Origin of the sequence: Dyella jiangningensis, from assembly GCF_003264855.1 — a bacterium.
GTDB classification, from domain to species: domain Bacteria; phylum Pseudomonadota; class Gammaproteobacteria; order Xanthomonadales; family Rhodanobacteraceae; genus Dyella; species Dyella jiangningensis_C.
This window is the reverse complement of record NZ_NFZS01000001.1, coordinates 1124621-1145117: the sequence shown is the minus strand read 5'-3', so window position 1 is coordinate 1145117 and position 20497 is coordinate 1124621. Positions and strand designations below refer to the sequence as shown.

21 protein-coding genes are annotated in these 20497 nt (G+C 67.1%); all 21 read right to left on the bottom strand.

What is annotated here, in order from left to right:
• Position 1 precedes the first annotated feature (1 nt).
• Positions 2-1459, bottom strand: coding sequence for a flagellar biosynthesis protein FlhF (gene flhF, locus CA260_RS04990; RefSeq protein WP_111981297.1), 1458 nt, complete (start codon positions 1457-1459; stop codon positions 2-4).
• Between the two features lie 132 nt (positions 1460-1591).
• Positions 1592-3682 carry a flagellar biosynthesis protein FlhA gene (gene flhA, locus CA260_RS04985; protein WP_111981296.1) on the bottom strand — a complete coding sequence of 697 codons (2091 nt, stop codon included), beginning with the start codon at positions 3680-3682 and terminating at the stop codon, positions 1592-1594.
• A gap of 12 nt (positions 3683-3694) precedes the next feature.
• Complete coding sequence (flhB, locus tag CA260_RS04980; RefSeq protein WP_111981295.1) at positions 3695-4831, bottom strand: flagellar biosynthesis protein FlhB; 1137 nt, start codon at positions 4829-4831, stop codon at positions 3695-3697.
• A 12-nt stretch (positions 4832-4843) separates the two neighbouring features.
• Positions 4844-5614 (bottom strand): flagellar biosynthetic protein FliR, encoded by a 771-nt coding sequence (fliR, locus tag CA260_RS04975; RefSeq protein WP_111981294.1) that lies wholly within the window; start codon positions 5612-5614, stop codon positions 4844-4846.
• On the bottom strand, positions 5611-5880 hold the full coding sequence (gene fliQ / locus CA260_RS04970; protein WP_111981293.1) for a flagellar biosynthesis protein FliQ: 270 nt from the start codon (positions 5878-5880) through the stop codon (positions 5611-5613). The genes fliR and fliQ overlap by 4 nt, the downstream gene beginning before the upstream one ends.
• Positions 5881-6106: 226 nt before the next feature.
• Positions 6107-6898 (bottom strand): flagellar type III secretion system pore protein FliP, encoded by a 792-nt coding sequence (gene fliP / locus CA260_RS04965; RefSeq protein ID WP_272946560.1) that lies wholly within the window; start codon positions 6896-6898, stop codon positions 6107-6109.
• Positions 6895-7263: a flagellar biosynthetic protein FliO gene (fliO, locus tag CA260_RS04960; protein WP_238149610.1), complete on the bottom strand. Its 369-nt coding sequence runs from the start codon at positions 7261-7263 to the stop codon at positions 6895-6897. The genes fliP and fliO overlap by 4 nt, the downstream gene beginning before the upstream one ends.
• A gap of 5 nt (positions 7264-7268) precedes the next feature.
• Positions 7269-7604 carry a flagellar motor switch protein FliN gene (gene fliN / locus CA260_RS04955; protein WP_111981292.1) on the bottom strand — a complete coding sequence of 112 codons (336 nt, stop codon included), beginning with the start codon at positions 7602-7604 and terminating at the stop codon, positions 7269-7271.
• Positions 7601-8617, bottom strand: a complete 1017-nt coding sequence (gene fliM, locus CA260_RS04950) for a flagellar motor switch protein FliM (protein ID WP_111981291.1) — start codon at positions 8615-8617, stop codon at positions 7601-7603. Before fliM ends, fliN begins: the two co-directional genes overlap by 4 nt.
• Positions 8618-8630: 13 nt before the next feature.
• Positions 8631-9128, bottom strand: a complete 498-nt coding sequence (locus tag CA260_RS04945) for a flagellar basal body-associated FliL family protein (RefSeq protein ID WP_111981290.1) — start codon at positions 9126-9128, stop codon at positions 8631-8633.
• Positions 9129-10308: 1180 nt separating this feature from the next.
• Positions 10309-11481: a flagellar hook-length control protein FliK gene (locus tag CA260_RS04940; protein WP_111981289.1), complete on the bottom strand. Its 1173-nt coding sequence runs from the start codon at positions 11479-11481 to the stop codon at positions 10309-10311.
• Positions 11482-11509: 28 nt separating this feature from the next.
• Positions 11510-11947: a flagellar export protein FliJ gene (fliJ, locus tag CA260_RS04935; RefSeq protein ID WP_111981288.1), complete on the bottom strand. Its 438-nt coding sequence runs from the start codon at positions 11945-11947 to the stop codon at positions 11510-11512.
• On the bottom strand, positions 11944-13308 hold the full coding sequence (gene fliI, locus CA260_RS04930) for a flagellar protein export ATPase FliI (protein WP_111981287.1): 1365 nt from the start codon (positions 13306-13308) through the stop codon (positions 11944-11946). The genes fliJ and fliI overlap by 4 nt, the downstream gene beginning before the upstream one ends.
• The gene (locus CA260_RS04925) at positions 13305-13952 is read right to left on the bottom strand and encodes a flagellar assembly protein FliH (protein WP_111981286.1); all 648 of its coding nucleotides are present in this window, start codon (positions 13950-13952) and stop codon (positions 13305-13307) included. The genes fliI and CA260_RS04925 overlap by 4 nt, the downstream gene beginning before the upstream one ends.
• Positions 13949-14941 (bottom strand): flagellar motor switch protein FliG, encoded by a 993-nt coding sequence (gene fliG / locus CA260_RS04920; protein WP_202864063.1) that lies wholly within the window; start codon positions 14939-14941, stop codon positions 13949-13951. Before fliG ends, CA260_RS04925 begins: the two co-directional genes overlap by 4 nt.
• A gap of 144 nt (positions 14942-15085) precedes the next feature.
• Positions 15086-16792, bottom strand: coding sequence for a flagellar basal-body MS-ring/collar protein FliF (gene fliF / locus CA260_RS04915; protein WP_111981284.1), 1707 nt, complete (start codon positions 16790-16792; stop codon positions 15086-15088).
• A 29-nt stretch (positions 16793-16821) separates the two neighbouring features.
• Positions 16822-17145: a flagellar hook-basal body complex protein FliE gene (fliE, locus tag CA260_RS04910; protein ID WP_038620707.1), complete on the bottom strand. Its 324-nt coding sequence runs from the start codon at positions 17143-17145 to the stop codon at positions 16822-16824.
• A gap of 187 nt (positions 17146-17332) precedes the next feature.
• Positions 17333-18754 (bottom strand): sigma-54 dependent transcriptional regulator, encoded by a 1422-nt coding sequence (locus CA260_RS04905; protein ID WP_111983010.1) that lies wholly within the window; start codon positions 18752-18754, stop codon positions 17333-17335.
• A gap of 364 nt (positions 18755-19118) precedes the next feature.
• Complete coding sequence (locus CA260_RS04900; RefSeq protein WP_172461717.1) at positions 19119-19565, bottom strand: PilZ domain-containing protein; 447 nt, start codon at positions 19563-19565, stop codon at positions 19119-19121.
• A gap of 205 nt (positions 19566-19770) precedes the next feature.
• Positions 19771-20055: a flagellar protein FliT gene (locus CA260_RS04895; RefSeq protein WP_172461716.1), complete on the bottom strand. Its 285-nt coding sequence runs from the start codon at positions 20053-20055 to the stop codon at positions 19771-19773.
• Between the two features lie 7 nt (positions 20056-20062).
• Positions 20063-20494 carry a flagellar export chaperone FliS gene (fliS, locus tag CA260_RS04890; protein WP_111981281.1) on the bottom strand — a complete coding sequence of 144 codons (432 nt, stop codon included), beginning with the start codon at positions 20492-20494 and terminating at the stop codon, positions 20063-20065.
• Positions 20495-20497 lie beyond the last annotated feature (3 nt).

The window sequence follows — 20497 nt, the reverse complement described above, 5'->3', positions numbered from 1 at the left end:
CTCATGCGTTTGCCACCGCCAGTCCGAACCGTTCCGCCATCACATCGTCGTCCGCCGTCGCGGCGGCGTTGCCCTTGAGCACCTGGGCGGCGCGGCACACCAGCACGCGCGCATCGGCGGCGGCGATGTCCTCGGGCACGCGCTGGCCGTCGGTGATGTAGTCGAGCGCCAGTCGGTGGCGGATGAGAACCGACAGCGCACCGCCGAGGCTGGGAGCCTCGTCGAGCTTGGTGAGGATGCAGGCGTGCGGCCGCAGCGGCAGGTAGGCACGCACCGCTTCGTCGAGCGACGGGGCCTGCGCGTTGGCCGCCAGCACCAGGCATGCGCGCAGGTCGCCACCGTTGGAAAGCACATCCAGCTGCTGCGCCAGGCGCGGATCGCCACCAGCCACGCCGGCGGTATCGACCAGCACGGTGTGGCAACCGCGCAGCAGGCCCAGCACCTGGCGCAGGCTGTCCGCGTCATAGGCCGGGTACACGCGCACGCCGAGCAGGCGGCCGTAATGCTCCAGCTGCGCGGCGGCGCCGATGCGGTAATGGTCGGTGCTGACCAGCGCCACGTTGTTGGCGCCATGGCGCATCACCGCGCGGGCGGCGAGCTTGGCAATCGTGGTGGTCTTGCCGACGCCGGTCGGGCCGACCAGGGCGGTGACGCCAGGGCGCTCGGACTGGTCGCGGCGGCTGATGGAAAGGCTGCGGCTCAGCATGCCCAGCGGCAGGTAGCGCGCCTGCTCGGCGCTGAGGTTGCTCGGCAGGTCGTCCACCAGCTGGCGGGCGACATCGGATTCGATGCCCAGGCGCGTCATCTCGCGCAGCACGCGAGCGCGCAGCGGCTGGCGGCGCTCCATGTCGTTCCAGATCAGGCTGGAGAGCTGCGTCTCCAGCAGGTCGCGCAGGCTGCCCAGTTCGGCGCGCACGCGGGCGGTGTCCTGCATGGCGCGCTCGAGCAGCGGATGGATCGGTGCGGACGGATCGAACGACGCGGCTGGCGCCACTGCCTCGACCGGCGCCGCAGGCACCGCCGGTGCGACGGATGCCTGTACAGGGGCGGCGGCCTGCATCGGCGGTTCGGCGGCACGCGGCGCGCCTGCGCGAGGCGGCACCGGTTCGGCCGCCGGCGGCATCGCGGGCGCACGACGCGACAGCGACACCGTCACGCCATCGTCGTGATGACGGCTCGCCGTCGGCAGCGGCGGCGGAGCGACGTCGCCGCGACGGATCGCCGCCGGCTTCGCCTCGACCGGAGCGGACTCGACCGGCCTGTGCGATTCCACGTGCAGCGGCGCGCCATGCCGGGCAGCCTCGCGCACCAGCGCCTCGTCGAAATCGACGGCGGCGATGATCTCGATGCCTTCGTCCATGCGGCGCGTGGAAAGGATCACCGCATCGGGGCCCTGCTCCTCGCGCACTTCACGCATGGCCTGGCGCATGTCGGCGGCCACGAAACGTTTGATCTTCATGCGTTGAAACTCCAGGAGCGCGCAGCGAAGACGGCGTGGAACGTGGCGTCTGCACGACGGCGGAATCCGCTCGTCGATGCGCTTGCGCTACCCATCTGCCAGCCCTGCTTCGTCATCGCTCTGTCCCTTGTCCTATCGGCCCAGCGCCTGCACCAGCCGCACACGGCGGTTGTCAGGCACCTCGTTGTAGGCCAGTACGTGCAGGTTCTGTGCCACGTGGCGCGTGAAGCGCGCGAGCCACGGACGAAGCTGCGGCGCGACCAGCAACACGGCCGGTTCGCCGCTCATTTCCTGCTTGCGCGCAGCGTCGGCGACGCCCTGCTGCAGGCGGTCGGCCAGGCCCGGTTCCACCGCGGCGCCCGCCACACCGCCGTTTGCGAGCGATCCCAGCAGGATCTGCTCCAGTTCCGGCGCCAGCGTGATGACCGGGATCTCGGTACCCAGGCCGGTGATCTCCTGCACGATCTGGCGGCCCAGCGCCACGCGCACGGCGGCGGTGAGCGCGCCGGGATCCTGACTCTGGCCCGCGTGCTCCGCCAAGGATTCGACGATGGAACGCATGTTGCGGATCGGCACCCGCTCGGCCAGCAGGTTCTGCATAACCTTGACCACCACACCCAGCGACAGGCGCTTGGGCACCAGGTCTTCCACCAGTTTCGGCGCGGTCTGCGCGAGGCGGTCCAGCAGCTGCTGCACGTCCTGGTGGCCGAGCAGTTCGTGCGCGTGGCCCTGCAGGATGTGCGAAAGATGCGTGGCGATCACCGTGGCCGGATCGACCACGGTGTAGCCCAGGCTCTGCGCCAGTTCGCGCTGGCCGGGTTCGATCCACATCGCCTCCAGGCCGAAGGCCGGATCGCGCGTGGGAATGCCGTGCAGGCCGTCCTGCACGCGGCCCGGGTTGATCGCCAGCAGGCGATCGTTGTGCACTTCGGCCTCGCCCATCGGCACGCCCATCAGGGTGATGCGATAGGTGTTGGGGCCAAGATCGAGGTTGTCGCGGATATGCACCGGCGGCACCAGGAAACCCAGCTCCTGCGAGAGCTTGCGGCGCACCGACTTGATGCGGCCCATCAGCTCGCCGCCCTGGTGCTGGTCCACCAGCGGAATCAGGCGATAGCCCACTTCCAGGCCGAGCGGATCGACGCTGGCGACGTCTTCCCAGCCCAGCTCGATGCGCTCCACCGGCGCGGCGGGAGGCGGCACTTCGGCGGCGATCTTCGCCACGCGTTCCTTCGCTTCGCGATCGCGCTTGACCATCAAATACGACGCGCCACCACACGCGCCGCCCAGCAACAGGAACGCGATGTTCGGCATGCCGGGGATCAGGCCCATCACGCCCAGCACCGCACCGGCCACGGCCAGCGCGCGCGGCTGGCCGAACACCTGGCCGATCACCTGCTTGCCCATGTCCTGCGACTTGGACACGCGCGTGACGATCACCGCCGTGGCGATGGACAGCATCAGCGACGGCACCTGCGCCACCAGACCGTCACCGATGGTGAGCAGCGTGTAGGTCTTGGCGGCTTCGCCGGCCGAGAGGCCGTGCTGCATCACGCCGACGAAGAAGCCGCCGACGATGTTGATGATGAGGATCAGGATGCCGGCGGTGGCGTCGCCACGCACGAACTTCGAGGCACCGTCCATCGAGCCGTAGAAATCCGCTTCCTCGCGCACTTCCTGGCGACGGTCGCGGGCCTGTTCCTGGTTGAGCAGACCGGCGTTGAGGTCGGCGTCGATGGCCATCTGCTTGCCGGGCATCGCGTCGAGGGTGAAGCGCGCCGTCACCTCGGATACGCGCGTCGCACCCTTGGTCACCACCACGAAGTTGATGATGGTGAGGATGGCGAACACCACCAGGCCGACCGCGAAGTTGCCGCCGATGACAAACTCGCCGAACGCCTCGATCACCTTGCCCGCGGCGCCGGGGCCGTCGTGGCCGTGCAGCAGCACCACGCGGGTGGAGGCGATGTTGAGCGCGAGGCGCAACAAGGTCGCCATCAGCACCACGGTGGGAAACGCGGCGAATTCCAGCGGCCGCATCACGTAGATCACCGCCAGCAGGATCACCAGCGACAACGCGATGTTGAAGCTGAAGAGCATGTCGAGGATGAAGGGCGGGAGCGGCAGCATCATCATCGCCAGCATGGCGAGCATGATGACCGGCGCACCTACGCCGCGGCGTCCGAGCGTCTTGAGGCTATCGATGGCGGTGGCTGTGGCCATGCGTTATTTCCGTCAGAACTTGTAGGGACCCATCAGGTCCGGATCGACATCGGGCGTGGGCGCCTTCGGCGCCTGCTCGCCACGGGCGACGGCCTGCTTGAGCTGGAACACGTAAGCGAGCACCTGCGCCACGGCGACGTACAGCGACGATGGGATTTCGCGATCGAGCTGGGTGGTGGCATACAAGGCGCGTGCCAACGGCGGCGCTTCCACCGTGGGGATGCGATGACTGTTCGCGACGAGGCGGATCTGCATGGCCATTTCGTCCAGGCCCTTGGCGATCACGCGCGGAGCGCCCATGCGGCCTTCGTCGTAGCGCAGCGCCACCGCGAAGTGCGTGGGGTTGGTGATCACCACGTCGGCCTTCGGCAGCTCCTGCATCATGCGCTTGCGCGCCATCTGGAATTGCATCTGGCGGATGCGTCCCTTGAGCTCGGGGTTGCCGTCGCTTTCCTTCGATTCGTCCTTCAGCTCCTGGCGAGTCATGCGCAGGCGCTTGGCGTGGTCGAACTTCTGGTACAGCGCATCGGCGCCGCCGATCAACGCCAGCACCGTACCGAACAGCAGCGCACCGTGCCCGAGCAGCCCCATGGCCTTGAGCATGCCGGCGCCGACATCGCCGTGGCCGGTCGACATCAGGTCGCTCTGCCAGTTCTTCAGCACCATCACCAGCACGGCGCCGATCAGCAGCAGCTTGAGCAGCGACTTGCCCAGCTCGACGAGGCCACGCATCGCGAAGATGCGGCCCAGGCCTTCCACCGGATTGAGCCGCTCGAACTTCGGCTGCAGCGCCTGGGCACTGAAATTGAGGCCACCCAGCAGCACCGGCGCCGCCAGCGCGGCGAGCACGGTCGCCAGCGCGACCGGTGCGAACAGCGACATCGCCTCGTGCAGCGCCAGGCCCAGCACGCGTGCGGGCAGCGCATCGCTGAACAACGCATCGCGGCCGTAGGTAAGGCCGAAACCGTAGATGCGACGCACATGCTCCATGGCACGGTCGCCGCCGCTGATGAGCGCCGACACGCCCGCCAGCACCACTACCGCGCCCGAAAGATCGCGCGATCGCGGAACATCGCCTTTCTCGCGCGCTTCGCGAAGGCGTTTTTCTGAAGGTTGTTCGGTGCGGTCTTCGGCGTCATGCTCGGCCATGGTGCGGACTCCTCAGCCACCCACCAGCTCGTGCATCAGCGTCCACGCGCTGTTTTGCAACGATTCGAACGCACCCGGCACGCTGCGCAGCGAGAGCCACAGCGCGACGAAACCCAGGGTCACCGTGATCGGGAAACCCACCGCGAAAAGATTCATCGACGGCGCCGCGCGACTGATCGCGGCGAAGCCGATGTTAACCATCAACAGCGACGTCATCGCCGGCAGCGCGACGCGCACCGCGCCGCCGAACAGGTGCACGGCGAACAGCAGGATCGCGTGCAGCCCGTTGGCGTCGATCACCGCCTGGCCCGGCGGCAAGCTATGGAAGCTGTCGGCCAGCAGGGCGATCAGGCGCAGATGGCCGTCCATCGCCAGGAACAGCAGGGTCACGATCAACAGGTAGAACTGGCTGAGCACGGGCGAGCTGCCGCCGCCACGCGGATCCACCGTTTCGGCGAAACCCAGGCTCATGCTCTGCCCCACCAGCTGGCCGCCGAACGACACGGCCTCGAATACCAGCTTCAGCACGAAACCCACGGCAGCCCCGATCAACACCTGGCTCGCCATGGTGGCCACGCCATCGGCGGACATCAGGTCGATGCTGGTCGGCGCGAGCGGCGCCAGCACGAAGGCAAGAATCAACATCACGCCCAGGCGGATGCGCTGCGGCACCACCTTGTCGCCGAATATCGGCGCCACCAGGCACAAGCCGCCGACACGCCCCATCGCCCACAGCAGCGAGCCCAGCAGGTGCTGGATCTGGGCGTAATCGACGCTGCTCACTTCACCGCCCCGGGCAGGCTCTCGATCAGCTGACGCGTGAACTGCACCAGCGTGCGCAGCATCCACGGACCGGCGATCAGCGCGACCGCGGCCATCGCGATCACCTTGGGGATGAAGCTCAGGGTCATTTCGTTGATCTGCGTGGCGGCCTGCACCACGCCGATGATGAGACCCACCAGCAGCGCGGTGAGCAGCAGCGGCGCGGCGACCATCATCGCCACGTACAGCGCGTGCTGGCCGAATTCGATGACGGACTCAGGCGTCATGGCGTACCCCTGCTTGTCTCCCTCTCCCCTCCGGGGGAGAGAGTTGGGGTGAGGGGTCGGGGCTTGCGAGAGAATGTGGTGTTTTCGCTCCGGCCCTGAAAATGAAACGCCACCGCGAGCACCCGCCCCTCACCCCGGCCCTCTCCTCGCTCCTCAAAGCCGCGGCCGTCCATGGCCGCTCCCCGCGTGCCCCAGCGGGGAGAGGGAGAAAATCGCGTCACGTCGCTCACGAGTAAAAGCTCCCCGCCAGCGTCCCCAGCAGCAGCGTCCATCCATCCACCAGCACGAACAGCATGATCTTGAACGGCAGCGAGATGATCGCGGGGGACACCATCATCATGCCCATCGACATCAGCACGCTGGCCACCACCAGGTCGATGATCAGGAACGGGATGAACAGCAGGAAACCCATCTGGAATGCGGTCTTCAGCTCGCTGGTGACGAAGGCCGGCATCGCCACGCGGAACGGCACGTCGTCCTTGCTGGCATAGGGCTTTTCGTTCGCCAGGTGCGTGAACAGCTGCAGGTCGGCGTCGCGCGTCTGATCCAGCATGAAGCGCTTGAACGGTGCGGCCGCAGCTGGCACAGCCAGCTCGGCGGACATCTGGCCGTCCATATACGGTTTCACGCCATCGGCGTACGCATGCGACAACACCGGCTGCATCACGAACAGCGTGAGGAACAGCGAGAGACCGAGCAGGATCTGGTTGGACGGCGTGGACTGCGTTCCGAGTGCCTGCCGCAAGAAGCCGAGCACGATGATGATGCGCGTGAACGAGGTCATCATCAGCAGCACGGCCGGCAGCAGCGTCAGCACCGTCATCAGTGCGAGCACTTGCAGCGACAGCGTCCAGTTCTGCGCGCCGCCCGGTGCGTTCTGCACGGTCAGCACGGGAATGCCGGCCGGCGAGGCAGGCATGGCCGGCATGGACGGCATGGACGGCATGGCAGGCGCGGCCCAGGCGAATACCGGCAGCAGCAGGGCCAGCAGGAGAATCCAGCGGCGGTACTTCTTCATGGCGTGCGCTTCCAGCGGGCGAGCACGTCGCCAAAGCCCGGCATCGGCGGCGCCGGCGTGTCTTCGGGCGCAGCACCGTCGTACACGTGCAGCGTACGCATGCCGCCCTGGCCCACGCCCACCAGCAGTCGCTTGCCGTCGGCATCGATCAGCAACAGGCGATCGCGCGCACCCACGGCCATGGTTTCCACGCAACGCAGGCGGCGGCCGCCCGGCGAGGTGCGCGCCTGCAGGCGGCGGCTCAGCCAGCCCGCGGCGAAGATCAGTGCGACGATGCCGGCAAGGCTCACCAGCACGCGGAGCAGTTCGCCGCCGGCATTGATTTCCGGCGCGGCGGCGGCCGGCAGCACCAAGGCAAGCATCATCGAACTCACCGCAGCTTGCGCACGCGCTCGGCCGGACTGATCACGTCGGTGAGACGGATGCCGAAGCGCTCGTTGATCACCACGACTTCGCCATGCGCCACCAGCGTGCCGTTGACGAAGACGTCCAGCGGTTCACCGGCGGAACGGTCCAGTTCCACCACCGAGCCCTGGTTGAGCTGCAGCAGGTTGCGGATGCTGATGCGCGTACGGCCGACCTCCATCGCCAGCGTCACGGGCACATCGAGGATCATGTCCAGGTTGACGTCGGCGCCTTCCACCACGGGGGCGGTCAGCGGGTCGAACTCGACGCGTTGGGTTGCGGCGTCATTGGGCGGGGTCATGCGAGGCTCTTCTCCGTGACAAGTTCGGTCGACAGGCGCATTTCGCGGCGGCCTGTCTGGGCATGGAATCGAATGGCGTTGTGGCCGCTGGCCTGGCCGTAGCGGCCGCGGAACACGGGCACGTCTTCGGCGAAGACGGTGCACAGTTCCGGCAGCTGGATGGGGATGACATCGCCGGGACGCATCTGCAGGAATTCGCCGATGCTCAGGCGCATTTCCAGCAGCAGCGCGCTGAGTTCGACTTCGGCATCCAGCACTTCGTCCTGCAGCGTCTCGGCCCAGCGGTCGTCGCGATCGACGCGATCGCTCTGCACGCCGGCATCGAGCAGCGTGCGGATCGGCTCGACCATCGCGTAGGGCAAGGTGAGATGCACTTCGCCGCCACCGCCGTCGAGTTCGACGTGGAACTTGGACACCACCACCGTTTCGGTGGGGCTCACGATGTTGGCGAACTGCGGATTGATCTCCGAGTTGAGGTACTCGAAATTGAGCGGCAGCACCGGCGCCCAGGCCTCGGTCATCGCGGCGAACAGCTCGGTGAGCATGATCTGGATGACGCGGTTTTCGGTGGCGGTGAAATCGCGGCCCTCGATGCGCGCATGGAAGCGCCCGTCGCCGCCGAAGAAGTTGTCGATCACGGTGAAGACCAGGCGCGGCTCCATCACCACCAGCGCGGTGCCGCGCAGCGGCTTGATGCGCACCAGGTTGAGGTTGCTGGGGACGGCCAGCGCGTGCACGTACTCGGCGAACTTGATCATCTTCACGCCGAGCACCGACACCTCGCAGGTCTTGCGCAGCACGCCGAAGATGGCGGTGCGGAAGAAACGCGCGAAGCGGTCGTTGACCATCTCCAGCGTCGGCAGGCGGCCGCGCACGATGCGGTCCTGCTGGGTGAAGTCGTACGAGATCACCGCATCGGGCGGCAACGGCTCGTCGTTGCCCGTCTCGACGGCGCCGCTGCCCACGCCGTCGAGCAGGGCGTCGATTTCTTCCTGTGAAAGCAGGTCGCTCATGGGCGTGGCTCCGTTACTGCATCACGAAGCTGGTGAAGTACAGCGCCTCGATGCCGGGACGGCCCAGGCGCTGCTCGACGATCTTGCGCACCGACGCCAGCGCCTCCGCCTGCAGCTTCTGCTTGCCGGCGGCGTCGCTGAGGATGGTGTAGTCCTGGCTGCTGAACAGCATGACCATCGCGTTGCGGATCACCGGCTCGGCCTCCTTGGCGGAAGCGAGCGCGGCGGCATCGTGGGACATCAGGCTCACGCCGACCTGCAGGAAGCGCATGGACTGGTCGTCCTTGAAGTTCACGACGAACGGCGGATCCATCGGGAGGTACTGCTCCTGCTTGGAGAGCACCACCTTCGGCTGTTCCGCGGCGTTGCCTTGCGCAGCCTTGCCCAACAGCAGGTAGGCGACCGCGCCTCCCAGCGCCAGCAGCGCCACGCCCATGATGATCACCACCTTCGAACCACCCTTCTTCTGGGGGGCGCCCGTGGTTTCCGTCGTCTGCTCGTTCTGAGCCATGCCAGTACCTGTCCGTTTTCCGAATGTCTTGGCGCGACCGATGCGGGCGCCACTGACAGTCGATAGCAAACGCCATGCCATCGATGAAGAACGTTGTGCGGACTGGGTTTGCGAGCCGGCGCGACAGCCAGGCGGCGCTTTCTTGACGCGCGACGGAGTTCACTCGCGTCGCGATGATGGCGGCCGTCGGAAGGCCGTCGCCCTCACCCGTTACCACTCATGTAGGAGCGCACCCAGTGCGCGACAGCCTTTCGCGGTGGGCTGCAGGTTTTCGGTTTTTTGCTTGTGCGCTTATTGCCTTCGGTTGCCATGCTGTCGCTAGGTTGCCGCTTACGCAGCGGGCGTTTCGATCGTCTGCCGACGCTCGAGTCACTTTTCTTTTGCTGGCCCACGCACGCGCTCTTTGCGTGCGAACGGCGAAGCCGGCCCGAAGGGCGGAGGGCGCTAGCCCGGAGTCAAAGAAAAGTAACCCAAAGAAAATGGCCTGAAGAGCTCGTAGCGATATGAGGGATAGAGCCTGAGGACGGAGGCCAGCCGGATAAGTTGCTTGCTACCTCGCGCGGCGCCGCTACACCGCAACGCGCCGTCGCGGAGAGGACTTAAAGCCACTTCGTTCTTCGCCCGGTCGATCACTTCTCCCTCTCCCCTCTGGGGAGAGAGCTGGGGTGAGGGGCGGGTGCTCGCGGTGGCACTACTTATCGCCACTGTAGGAGCGCACCCAGTGCGCGACCGCAGAGGCGGTGACCCACGCCGATCGCGCACTGGGTGCGCTCCTACAGGGTAGGGCCCGCTCTTGATCTCCCCTCCCCTATGCCGCGGCGGGCGGGTGGAGGAATAGCCCGAAGGGTGGCCGGCATGGATGCCGGCCAGTTTGTCGTCAGGGCAGGACGCCCTGTCGACAAACCCCGGAGCCCGCCCGCGTACCTTCCGGGCAAAAGCCCGGAAGGCGCGGCATCGGGGTGGCCTTTCTCTTGGTTACTTCTCTTTGGCCACGCAAAGAGAAGTAACCCGGGCCGCGGCAGCGGTCCGGAAGCCCGCCGCAGGCGAGCCCGGTCGCCGTATCGCTAAAATCAAACTCACCGCTCTGGGTCCCGGCCTGCGCCGGGACGACGACCATGAAGAACTGAGGCGAAAGGACTCGCGCACAGGGTGCGCTCCTACAGTCGGGGCTGGGCTCCGCTCAGGCGAAGGTATCCAGCAAGCCGATCGCCTTGATCACGGGAGCGGCGACGGCGCTGATGCCGCCGCTTTCCTGTGAATCGTCGGTGTTCGCATGAGCTACGCCCGCCGACGACGCACCCTGCCCGCTCTCGTTGCCGCGCCCACCCTGGCCGACCTCGGCGTGGCCCAGCGAAAGGCCATGGTGCGCCAGCAGGGTGTCGAGCTGGCCGAGCGTCTGCTGCACGGCGTGCACCGCCTGCGGGTGCTGGGCAATGAAGCTCACGTCGACGTGGTCCTGCTTGACGCTGACCTTCACATCGAGCTGGCCGAGGTCTTCGGGGTGCAGGCGGATGCGTGCCTGCTTGATGTCCTGACCACCGAGCCATGCAACCTGCTGGCCGAGCTCCTGCGCGAAGGCCGGCGTGCCGGCGCTGGACTGCATGGTCAATGCGTGGGCCGCCGGCGCGGCCGAAGCCGTCGGCTGTGCCGATGGCAGGGGTGCCGTCATCAACGAGTTCAGTGCATCCAGTGGATGGTCGTGGCTATTTGAGGCCGGCTGGGAGGCCTGGCTGGTGTCCTTCGCCATCGCCGACAACGCGTCGGCGAAGGTGGCCGGCGTCTCCTCGCTTTCGTCCGCCACGGCGGTCGTCGTGTCCGCGGCATCGTCCTTGAGCGCGCCGATGCCTTTCGAATCGAGCATGTCGTCGCCATCCGCCTGCAGACCTGGCGCTGGCGCGGCCTGTCCCTGCAGGTTCGGCATGGCCTGCAGGCCCGCGGGCAAGGTGGCGGCAAGCGGCGACGCCGTCGCCTCATCCTTCCCGGCGGTCTCGGCGGCAGGCGCGGCCGCGGCCTGCGCGGGGATGCTCTGGCCCAGCAGCGCCAGCATGGCCGTGGCGGGATCGGGCGCGACGGCCGATGGCGTCGCATCGTCCTTGCCGGACTTGTCCTGCGCGTCGGAAGACGCTTGCGCATCCGTGCCCGGTGCCTTGGCGGCCGGCTTGGCGTCATGGCCCACAGGTGCCTGCGAGGCCGGCGCCTGCTGCTGTTGTTGCTGCTGGCGTGCCTGCAATAGCGGCTTGCGGAAATCGCTGCGCGCGGCATGGCCCGGCGCATCGCGCGCCGACGATGTTTGGCTCGCGGCTGCATTCGCGGTCACGGCCGCATTCACGGACAGCACGGCGGCGGACGTCATGATGGAATCTCCAGAGTAAGGCGATGGCTCATCGACGGGGTTCTCCCATCGGGCGCCGGTGTTGCATGCGTTCGTCGATCTCGGCCTGCTCGCGCCGCTCCTCGACCTTGCGTTCCTGCTCGCGATAGCGATCGATCACGCTGCCCAGCGCCTGCTCGCGCGCGTGCGCGTCGCGCCACTGGCCGCGGACCTGTTCAAGCTGGCGCTGCTGGCGCGCCACTTCATTGATCTGCTGCGCGATGACGCTGTCGATGCGCTCGACGAACTGGCGGCGATTGAGCAAGGCGCTCACGGTGACGCCGCTGGTCGTTTCCGCGTATTCCTCGCGATAGCGACGCAGCTCGGCCAGCTGTGCCTCGGCCTTGGCCAGGCGTTGCTGCTGCTCGGCCAGCTTCTGCATGGCCGCCTCCTGGCGGTCATGCGCAAGGTCCGCCGCCGGCTGCAGGCGATTGGCGCGCGACTTCACGGCGTACCTCCGGCGGTCAGCTGTTCAAGCATGGCGATGGCGTCAGTAAGTGTGGTCGGCGCATCCACTTCCTGCTGCAGGAAGTCGCGCAGCTTGGGCCACATCGCGATGGCATGGTCCACCTGCGGGTCCGAGCCCTTCTGGTAGGCGCCGACCGCGATCAGGTCACGCTGCTGCCGATAGGCCGAATACACCTGGCGGAAACGCTGCGCCGCGCGCATGTGCTCGCGTCTGACGACAGCGGGCATCACGCGGCTGATCGAGGCTTCGATATCGATGGCGGGGTAATGGCCCGCTTCGGCGAGGTCGCGCGAAAGCACGATATGGCCGTCCAGGATGGCGCGCGCCGCATCCGCGATCGGGTCATGGCGATAGTCGTCGCCCTCGGCCAGCACGGTGTAGAACGCGGTGATCGAACCGCGGCCTTCGGCATCGTTGCCGGCGCGCTCCACCAGCGCCGGCAGCATGGCGAACACCGACGGCGGATAACCCTTGGTTGCAGGCGGCTCCCCAATGGCGAGCGCGATCTCGCGCTGCGCCTGGGCGTAGCGGGTGATCGAATCCATCAGCAGCAGCACGCGCTGGCCGCGATCGCGGAACCATTCGGCAATCGCCGTGGCGTACTGCGCGCCACGCAGGCGCTTGAGCGGCGGCGCATCAGCCGGCGCAGCAACGATCACCGAGCGCGCACGACCTTCGGGGCCCAGCGTGTGCTCGACGAATTCCTTCACTTCGCGGCCGCGTTCGCCGATCAGGCCCACCACCACCACGTCGGCGTCGGTATAGCGGGTCATCATGCCGAGCAACGTCGACTTGCCGACGCCGGAGCCGGCGAACAGGCCGATGCGCTGGCCGCGACCCACGCTGAGCAGCGCATTGATCGCACGTACGCCGGTATCCAGCGGCGTGTCGATCGGCTTGCGCGACATCGGGTTGATCGGCTCGCGCTTGAGGCCCGCGTGCTCGTCCACGTCGAGCGGGCCCATGCCATCCAGCGGCAGGCCATCGGCGCCCACCACGCGGCCCAGCAAGGCCATGCCCACCGGCAGCCCGCTGGTATGTGCACATGGACGCACGCGCGCGTTGGGCAGCACGCCATGCATCTCGGTCACGGGCATCAGCAGCAGGCGTTCATCGGCGAAACCCACCACTTCGGTATCGAGTTCACTGCCATCGGCGGTGGTGACCATGCAGCGCGCACCCAAGGGCGCTTCGCAGCCTTCGGCCTCCAGGGTGAGGCCGACCACGCGACGCAGGCGGCCTTCCACCGTAAGCGTGCGCGTGCCCTGGGCGCGCATGCGGCGGCGCGCCAGCCGTTCCTGCCAAAGCGCGGTGCGCGTCTGGCCGGATGCGGCCTTCATCCGCGCACCTCGTCGGCATCGGCATCGAGGTCTTCGGCTTCGGCGCCGAGCACGGCATCGACCACGGCAGCGAGCCTTGTTTCCAGACGTGCATCGAGTCGCGAGCGTTCGGTTTCCAGCATGCAGTCGCCGCGCTGCATCGCAGGATCGGCCACCAGCTGCCAGCTTTCCTCGGCCACGCCGAGCGTGCGCAACAGCGCGAGATCGTCCGCATGCAGGCGCACGCGCAGGTTGCCGGACGCGGCCGGCAGCGCGAGCGCCGCCTGGCGCACCGCCTCCACGACCAGATCGGGCGAGGTACGCAGTTCGTGCGACAGCACCTGGCGCGCAACCGTCATGGCCAGGCGCGCCAGTTCCAGTTCCACCCCTTCGTCCATGGCGTGCAGGGGACGCGCCGCGGACTCCAGCAACGCGTCGAGCTTCGCCATGCGTGAATTCATCAGGTCGCGCGCCGCGGCCATGCCTTCGGCGTGACCGGCGGCGTAACCTTCCTCGCGCGCCTGCTGCTCCAACGCTTCCAGATCGCGCACGGTCGGCTGCATCACCGGCTCGGCCGGCGCGGGCTCGGCCGCGGGCTCGCCCATTTCCGGCGGAAGCCAGCGCTCGAACTGCACGAGATTGTCGCGATTCATCACAGCGCTCATGCGACCAGTTCGTCACCTGTACCGGAAAGATTGATCTGGCCCGTATCGGCCAGCTTGCGCGCGATGCCCAGCACTTCCTTCTGCGCCGCGTCGACTTCGCTCAGGCGAACCGGGCCGGACACTTCGAGGTCGTCGCGCAGCATGTCGGCCGCGCGCTTGGACATGTTGGCGAAGATCTTTTCGCGTACGCCCGGCTCGGCACCCTTGAGCGCCGTGGTCAGGCGCGCCGTGGGCACTTCGCGCAGCAACGTCTGCATGCTGCGGTCGTCCAGGTCGGCCAGGTCCTCGAACACGAACATCAGCTCCTCGATGCGTCCGCTGAGGCCGGCGTCGTGGGTGCGGATGGCAGCCATCAACTCGTTTTCGCGCGCGGTCTCCATCGCATTGAGGATGTTGGCTGCCGCCTTCAATCCGCCCACGTTGGCGGACTTGAGCTTCTTGGTGTTGCCGGAGAACTGGCGCTCCATGATCTCGTCGAGTTCATTGAGCGCGTGCGGCTGCACGCCGTCGAGCGTGGCGATGCGCATCACCGCGTCGCTGCGCGTGCGCGGCGGCAGGTAGCCGATCACCTCGGCCGCCTGGTCGGGTTCGAGATGCGCCAGCACCAGCGCGATGATCTGCGGGTGCTCCTGGTTGATCATTTCGGCGATGGCGCGGCTTTCCATCCACTTCAGCGATTCCAGGCCCTTGCTGGAACGGCCGAGCAGGATGCGGTCGATCAGGCCACCGGCCTTGCTCTCGCCCAGCGCGTTGACCAGGATCTTGCGGATGTATTCCTCGGTGCCCACACCCAACGAGGTATGGCGGCCCATGTCGTCGTTGAGACGGGCAAGCACCAGCTCGACCTGCTCGCGCGACACGTTGGTGAGGCTGGCCATGGCCGTGCCCACCGCCTGCACATCGCGCGCGCTGAGGTGCTTGAGCACCTCGGCGGCGTCCTGCTCGCCCAACGTGAGCAACAGAATGGCGGCGCGCTGCGCGCCGGAAATGGGTGTCTCTGCCTTCATGATTCCATCCGCCCGAGTGGCTGCACGCGCGTGGCGGATACGCCAACCGCGCGTGCCTGTCCCAGCGATATCGGCTGCGCACGGTGTTTCCGAAGCGCCGGACGATGCGATGACGAGGCCATACGCTTAGCCACCATCTTCGCCCACCCAGCTCTTGACCACCTGCGCGACCTGTTTGGGGTTTTCGCTCACCATGCGGCGCGCCAGGCCGATGCGCTGCTCGTACGCCATCGCCGGCGCAATGCCGTTGTTGAGGCGTGCCAGTTCGTCGATGTCTTCCTTGTCGTCGATGCGCACCGAAATGGTGGGCGGCACCTGTTCCTGCGCCACCGCCAGCGCCTTGCCCGGCGACGGGCTGCGCGTCAGTCCGCGCAACAGCGGGCGCAGCAGGCCGAAGGCCACCAGCAGCGCCACCAGGATGCCGGCGCCCTGCTTGATCAGATCGAGCATGCCGGGACGTTCCCAGAACGCCACCGGCGGTTGCGTGGCATCGCCGGTCGTGTCCTGGTGGAACGGCTGGTTGATGACGCTGACGCTGTCGCCGCGCGTTTCGTTGTAGCCCACGGCATTGCGGGTCAGCGTGGTGAGGTGCTCCAGTTCCTGCGGCGTGAACGGCACGCTCTTGTTGCCCTTGTCGCCGGCGACCGTCTTGTTGTCGACCACCACGGCCACGGTGAGGCGCGCCAGGCGACCCGCCGGATCGCTCACATGGCTGATGGTGCGATCGAGCTCGTAGTTGCGCGTAGCGCTGCTGGTGTTCTCGGAGGGCCCCGTCGCCTGCGCCGTGCTCGTGGCAGCGCCCTTGCCCGCTGCACCCTTGCCCGCATTCGGCTGCGCGGCGGTGGGCTGCGCGACGGTGTTGGGCGGCTGGTTGCTGAGCGCGCCGGGAATACCGCCATCGGCAGCGTTGCCGGTGCGCGACTGGCTGTTGGTCTGTTCGCTGCGCAGCGCCGGATGATCGTGGCCGTAGGTTTCGGTGGCCTTCTCGGTCTCGCTGAAGTCGAGGTCCGCATACACCTGCGCGCGCACCTTGCCCGGGCCGACCAGCGGCGTCAGCAGTTCTTCGATGCGCTGCGCATAGGTGTTCTCGATGCGCGTGGCCAGGCGCAGCCGCGTATCGCCGATGGCGCTCGCGCTGCCCGGATCGGTCGTGGTGAGCAACTGTCCCTGCTGGTCGACCACCGAGACCTGCTTGGGATCGAGGTTGGGTACGCTCGAAGCGACCAGGTGCACGATCGCCGCGACCTGGCTCGCATCGAGCTGTCGGCCGGGATAGAGCGTCACCAGCACCGAGGCGCTGGCTTCATGGTTGTCGCGGATGAACGCCGATGGCTTGGGCAGGGCAAGGTGCACGCGCGCGGCGCGCACCGACTGCAGGCCCGCGATGGTGTTGCCCAGGTCGGTTTCCAGCATCTGCTGGTAACGCGTGCGCTCGGCGAGATCGCTCATGCCGAACGGCGAATCGGCGCCGGGCACGGCAGTCGTGTTGGCGCTGCCCTGCGGCAGGCCCTGCGAAGCGAGCTTGAGGCGGATGGCGGCGAGGTCGGAGGCCGGCACCATGATCGAGCCGCCGTCCGCGCTCAGCGTGAACGGCGTATTGGAAGCCTGCAGCGCCTGCGTGACGGCGGCGGCGTCCTTCTGTTCCAGGCCTGCGTACAACAGGCTGTAGTTGGGGCCGCGCGACCACAGCACCACCGCGACGCCCAGCGCCACGGCGGCCGCCACGCCGAACAGCAGCAACAGCTGCCGCGTCGCCGGCGTACGTGCGAGCTGCTTGAGGTCCAGGCGAGAACCGGCCTTGTCGTCGGTGGTCGCTAGGGCGTTATCGGCCATGGAAGGGGCTCGTGCGCGTCAAGAGCCGGTCAGACCGGCATGTTCATGATGTTGTTGTAGGCATCGACCAGCTTGTTGCGCACCTGCGTGAGCGTGTTCAACGAGAGATCGGCCTTCTGGACGGCCACCATCGTGCGACCGAGGTCGGCGCCGGCATCGCCGCGCTCGAAGCCAAGCGCGAGTTGACCCGCGTTGGTCTGCGCATCGGCCACCGAAGCGATGGACTGCTTGAGCAGGCTGGAGAAATCCGCCTGCCCGGGCTTCGCCGCGGTGAACGCCTGTTCGGCGGGTTTCACCTGCGAAGACATCTGGCGCATTTGCGACAACAGGTTGTTGACGTCGATCTGGCTCATGTCGGAATTCCAACGCGTGACGATGTTCTGGTGTGTAGAAGCACGATGCGTGCCACGCCATTTTTCCTGCGAAATCCCCTGTAGGAGCGCACCCAGTGCGCGACCGCGGACTTACGGCGTCACCGCTTCGTCGGCTTTTCGCGCACTGGGTGCGCTCCTACAAAAACGCTGTAAATCAGGGGAAATCTCAGGCCTGCAAGCTCGGCTGCAATCCGTACTTGCGCAGCTTCTCCACCAGGGTGGTGCGCTGCATGCGCAGCAGTTTCGCCGCGTGCGCCACCACGCCGCCGGTAACGTCAAGCGCTTGACGGATGAGACCCACCTCGATGTCGGCCAGGTGGTCCTTAAGATCCAGGCCGCCTTCGGGCAGCATCACCAGCGAATCGGTCGGTACCACGGCCATCGGCTCGGGCATCACGCTGGACTGGCCGGTCATCAGCGACAGCAGCGCGGTGCCACGCACTTCCTCGATCACCTGCTGGCCGCGATATTTTTCCGGCAGGTCGCTCACGCGCACTTCGGCGTGCGGGTAGAGAATGGACAGGCGCTCCACCAGGTTGCACAGCTCGCGCACGTTGCCGGGCCAGCCGTAGCCGTGCAGCGCGTGCATGGCGCCGGCGCTGAAGCGCACGTTGGCCAGGCCGCGGCGCGACAGGCGCTGGTTGAATTCGGCGACCAGCTCCGGCAGGTCTTCCAGGTGCTCGCGCAGCGCGGGCATCTCCAGCGGGAACACGCTGAGGCGGTAATAGAGATCTTCGCGGAAGTGGCCGTTGGCGATGGCGGCTTCGAGGTTGCGGTGCGTGGCGGCGATGATGCGCACGTCGCAGCGCTGCGTGCGGTTGCTGCCCACGCGCTCGAACACGCGTTCCTGCAGCACGCGCAGCAGCTTCACCTGCATCGGCAGCGGCATGTCGCCGATCTCGTCGAGAAACAGCGTGCCGCCCTCGGCCAGCTCGAAACGGCCCTTGCGGGTGGCGATGGCGCCGGTAAAGGCGCCCTTCTCGTGGCCGAAGAGCTCGCTCTCCAGCAGTTCCGCCGGAATGGCGCCGCAGTTGATCGCCACGAACGGCTTGTCGCGACGCGAGGAGCAGTCATGGATGGCGCGCGCCACCATTTCCTTGCCGGTGCCGGATTCGCCCAGCACCAGCACGCTGGAATCGAACGGCGCCACCTGGCGCACCAGCGCGTTGACCCGGCTCATCGGAGCCGAGCTGCCGACCAGGCGAAGCTCCGGACGACGGCTCGGTGCGGGTGCCTGGCCACGCAGCACTTCGGACAGCTGTTCGTAGCGCAGGGGGAATTCCACCATGCCGATGCGCGCACTGAAGGGCGAGGCATCGGTGCCCAGGCGGGCGATCCATTCCGAGTCGGTGGCCAGCAGCACCATCGCATGGGCGGCGGCGCCACCGAGCTGGGCGAACTGCTGTTCCGCTTCGGCATCGTCACGCACCGTGCCTACATACACAGCGCGCCACGCATGCGTCGACTCGTCCACCGTGGCGCACTCGTCGCCGCGTTGCGGCCGATAACCGAGAAACTCCAGTGCCGATATGACTGACTCCGCCCTGCGGTGATCGGACTCGATCACCAGTACGTCGAATTTCCCCAAGACCGACTCTCGTGCGTGCTGCTTCATCGTGGACCCCTGACCCGGACTGCGCTGCTCATGTGTCGACGGTCCGTCGCCGACTGTTGAACGGGAGGGAGCAAGAAGAAGGCCAGTGCGTAACAAATTTTCGACACTGGCTGTCAGGCACGTCTGCCGACCTGCGTCACCTCCGCGGACATGCGCTTACGCATGGCTTAGCTGTGCGCGCCATGTGGCTGAATCCTTTGGATTAAATCGTGCAAAACCGGGGCGGAGGAAAGTGACCTTGTACGGCAGTCGACTGAGATCGGCGTCAAAGAATTTTCGTGTCGACTTTTCGTAACGTGATGTCCATCACATAGCGAATCTCGGTGTCGGCACAGTCCTAAGAAGTTGTCAGGCGACGACCTGCCACTTTACGTCGGTGATGTCGGAACACGAGACGCTCAAGTGCGTCACATGTCGCTTCATCGATCGATTCAAACGCAACAAAAACGTGATCCATATCACGCTCTTGCACGAAGCGGGCCGGCAGCTCGAGCGGCAGCGCGAGGCAGCCGTCGAAGTGCAGCCGAAGCAGGCCATCACGCTGCCCCGCCGGCCAAAGCGAACGCGGCAGCAACGCCCCCATGGCGTTGAACGACACCGACTGCCGCGGCGGCAGCTCGGTTTCCTTGCGCAACAGCTGGTCCAGCATGGCCATCAGCACGTTGAGCTTGCTGTCCAGCCGCAGCAGGTCCTGCGATACCGGACCTTCTTCATCCAGCGCATCGACCCGTCGCTCGGTGAAAACGGCGAGCGTGTTCAACACGCTGAGGTTGCGTTCGCGCATGGCCGCCAGCTGGAGATCGCCCAGTGGCTGCGGCAGTGCCGTGCAGCTCGCGTGCAGGCCGTCCTCGTAGGTGACGCGTTCGGAAAAGGCGAGCCAGGATGGGTCTTGCATGGGTCCCCCGGTATGTCAGGACGGGGCGCGTTTCGGCCACCGGATTGCGTAGGGATTATGCGCTCAGTGCTCTCGGTGTCAGCTGGCGAAAGCGTCAGTCCGTAGCCGTCTGCAGATAGGCGTTCAGCGCGCGATGTCGCTGCTGGTGCTCGCCGAGGGCATCACCGAGGCGCTCGCGCTGTTGCTTCGCCAGGGCCCGCACTTCTTCCGTGTGGACCAGCAGGGCCTTGAACGTCGCCAGCGCCGCCGGGTCGCTCAACGACAGCGCGGCGATCAGCGGACTGCGCTCCCCCTCCAACCGGACGACGGCATCCCAGTCGCCGCCGCGCGCCGCATCGACCATGCGCGCACTGATACCGAGGAGCTCGTCGATCATCATGGGGTTCTCACGCCGCCGCGGTCGAGGCGCCGCCCTGCGAAGCCAGGAAGGTGTCACGAATCTGGCGCCAGGCATCGCGCACCGGCGTCAGCAGGTCGATCGCTTCGTCGATGGCGCGCTCGTCGTCGTTGAGCTGTGCGTGCAGCAGTCGGCGGGTCACGTAGTCGTACAGCGCATCCAGCCGGCCGGCCAGTTCGGCACCGCCCTTGTGGTCGAGGCTGCCGCGCAGTTCGTTGATGATCGCCAGCGCCTTCCCGAAGTACAGGCCCTTGGCCGGCACGTCGCCGCGGCGCATGGCGCCGCGCGCCTGGTTGATGCGATCGATCGCGCCGTCGAACAGCATGCTGGTCAGCTGGTGGCGATCGGCGCCCTCGACGCTGCCGCGTGCGCTGTTGTCCTGGTAGATCGCGCTGGCGTTGCGCGCGTAGCCGTAAGTCATGGT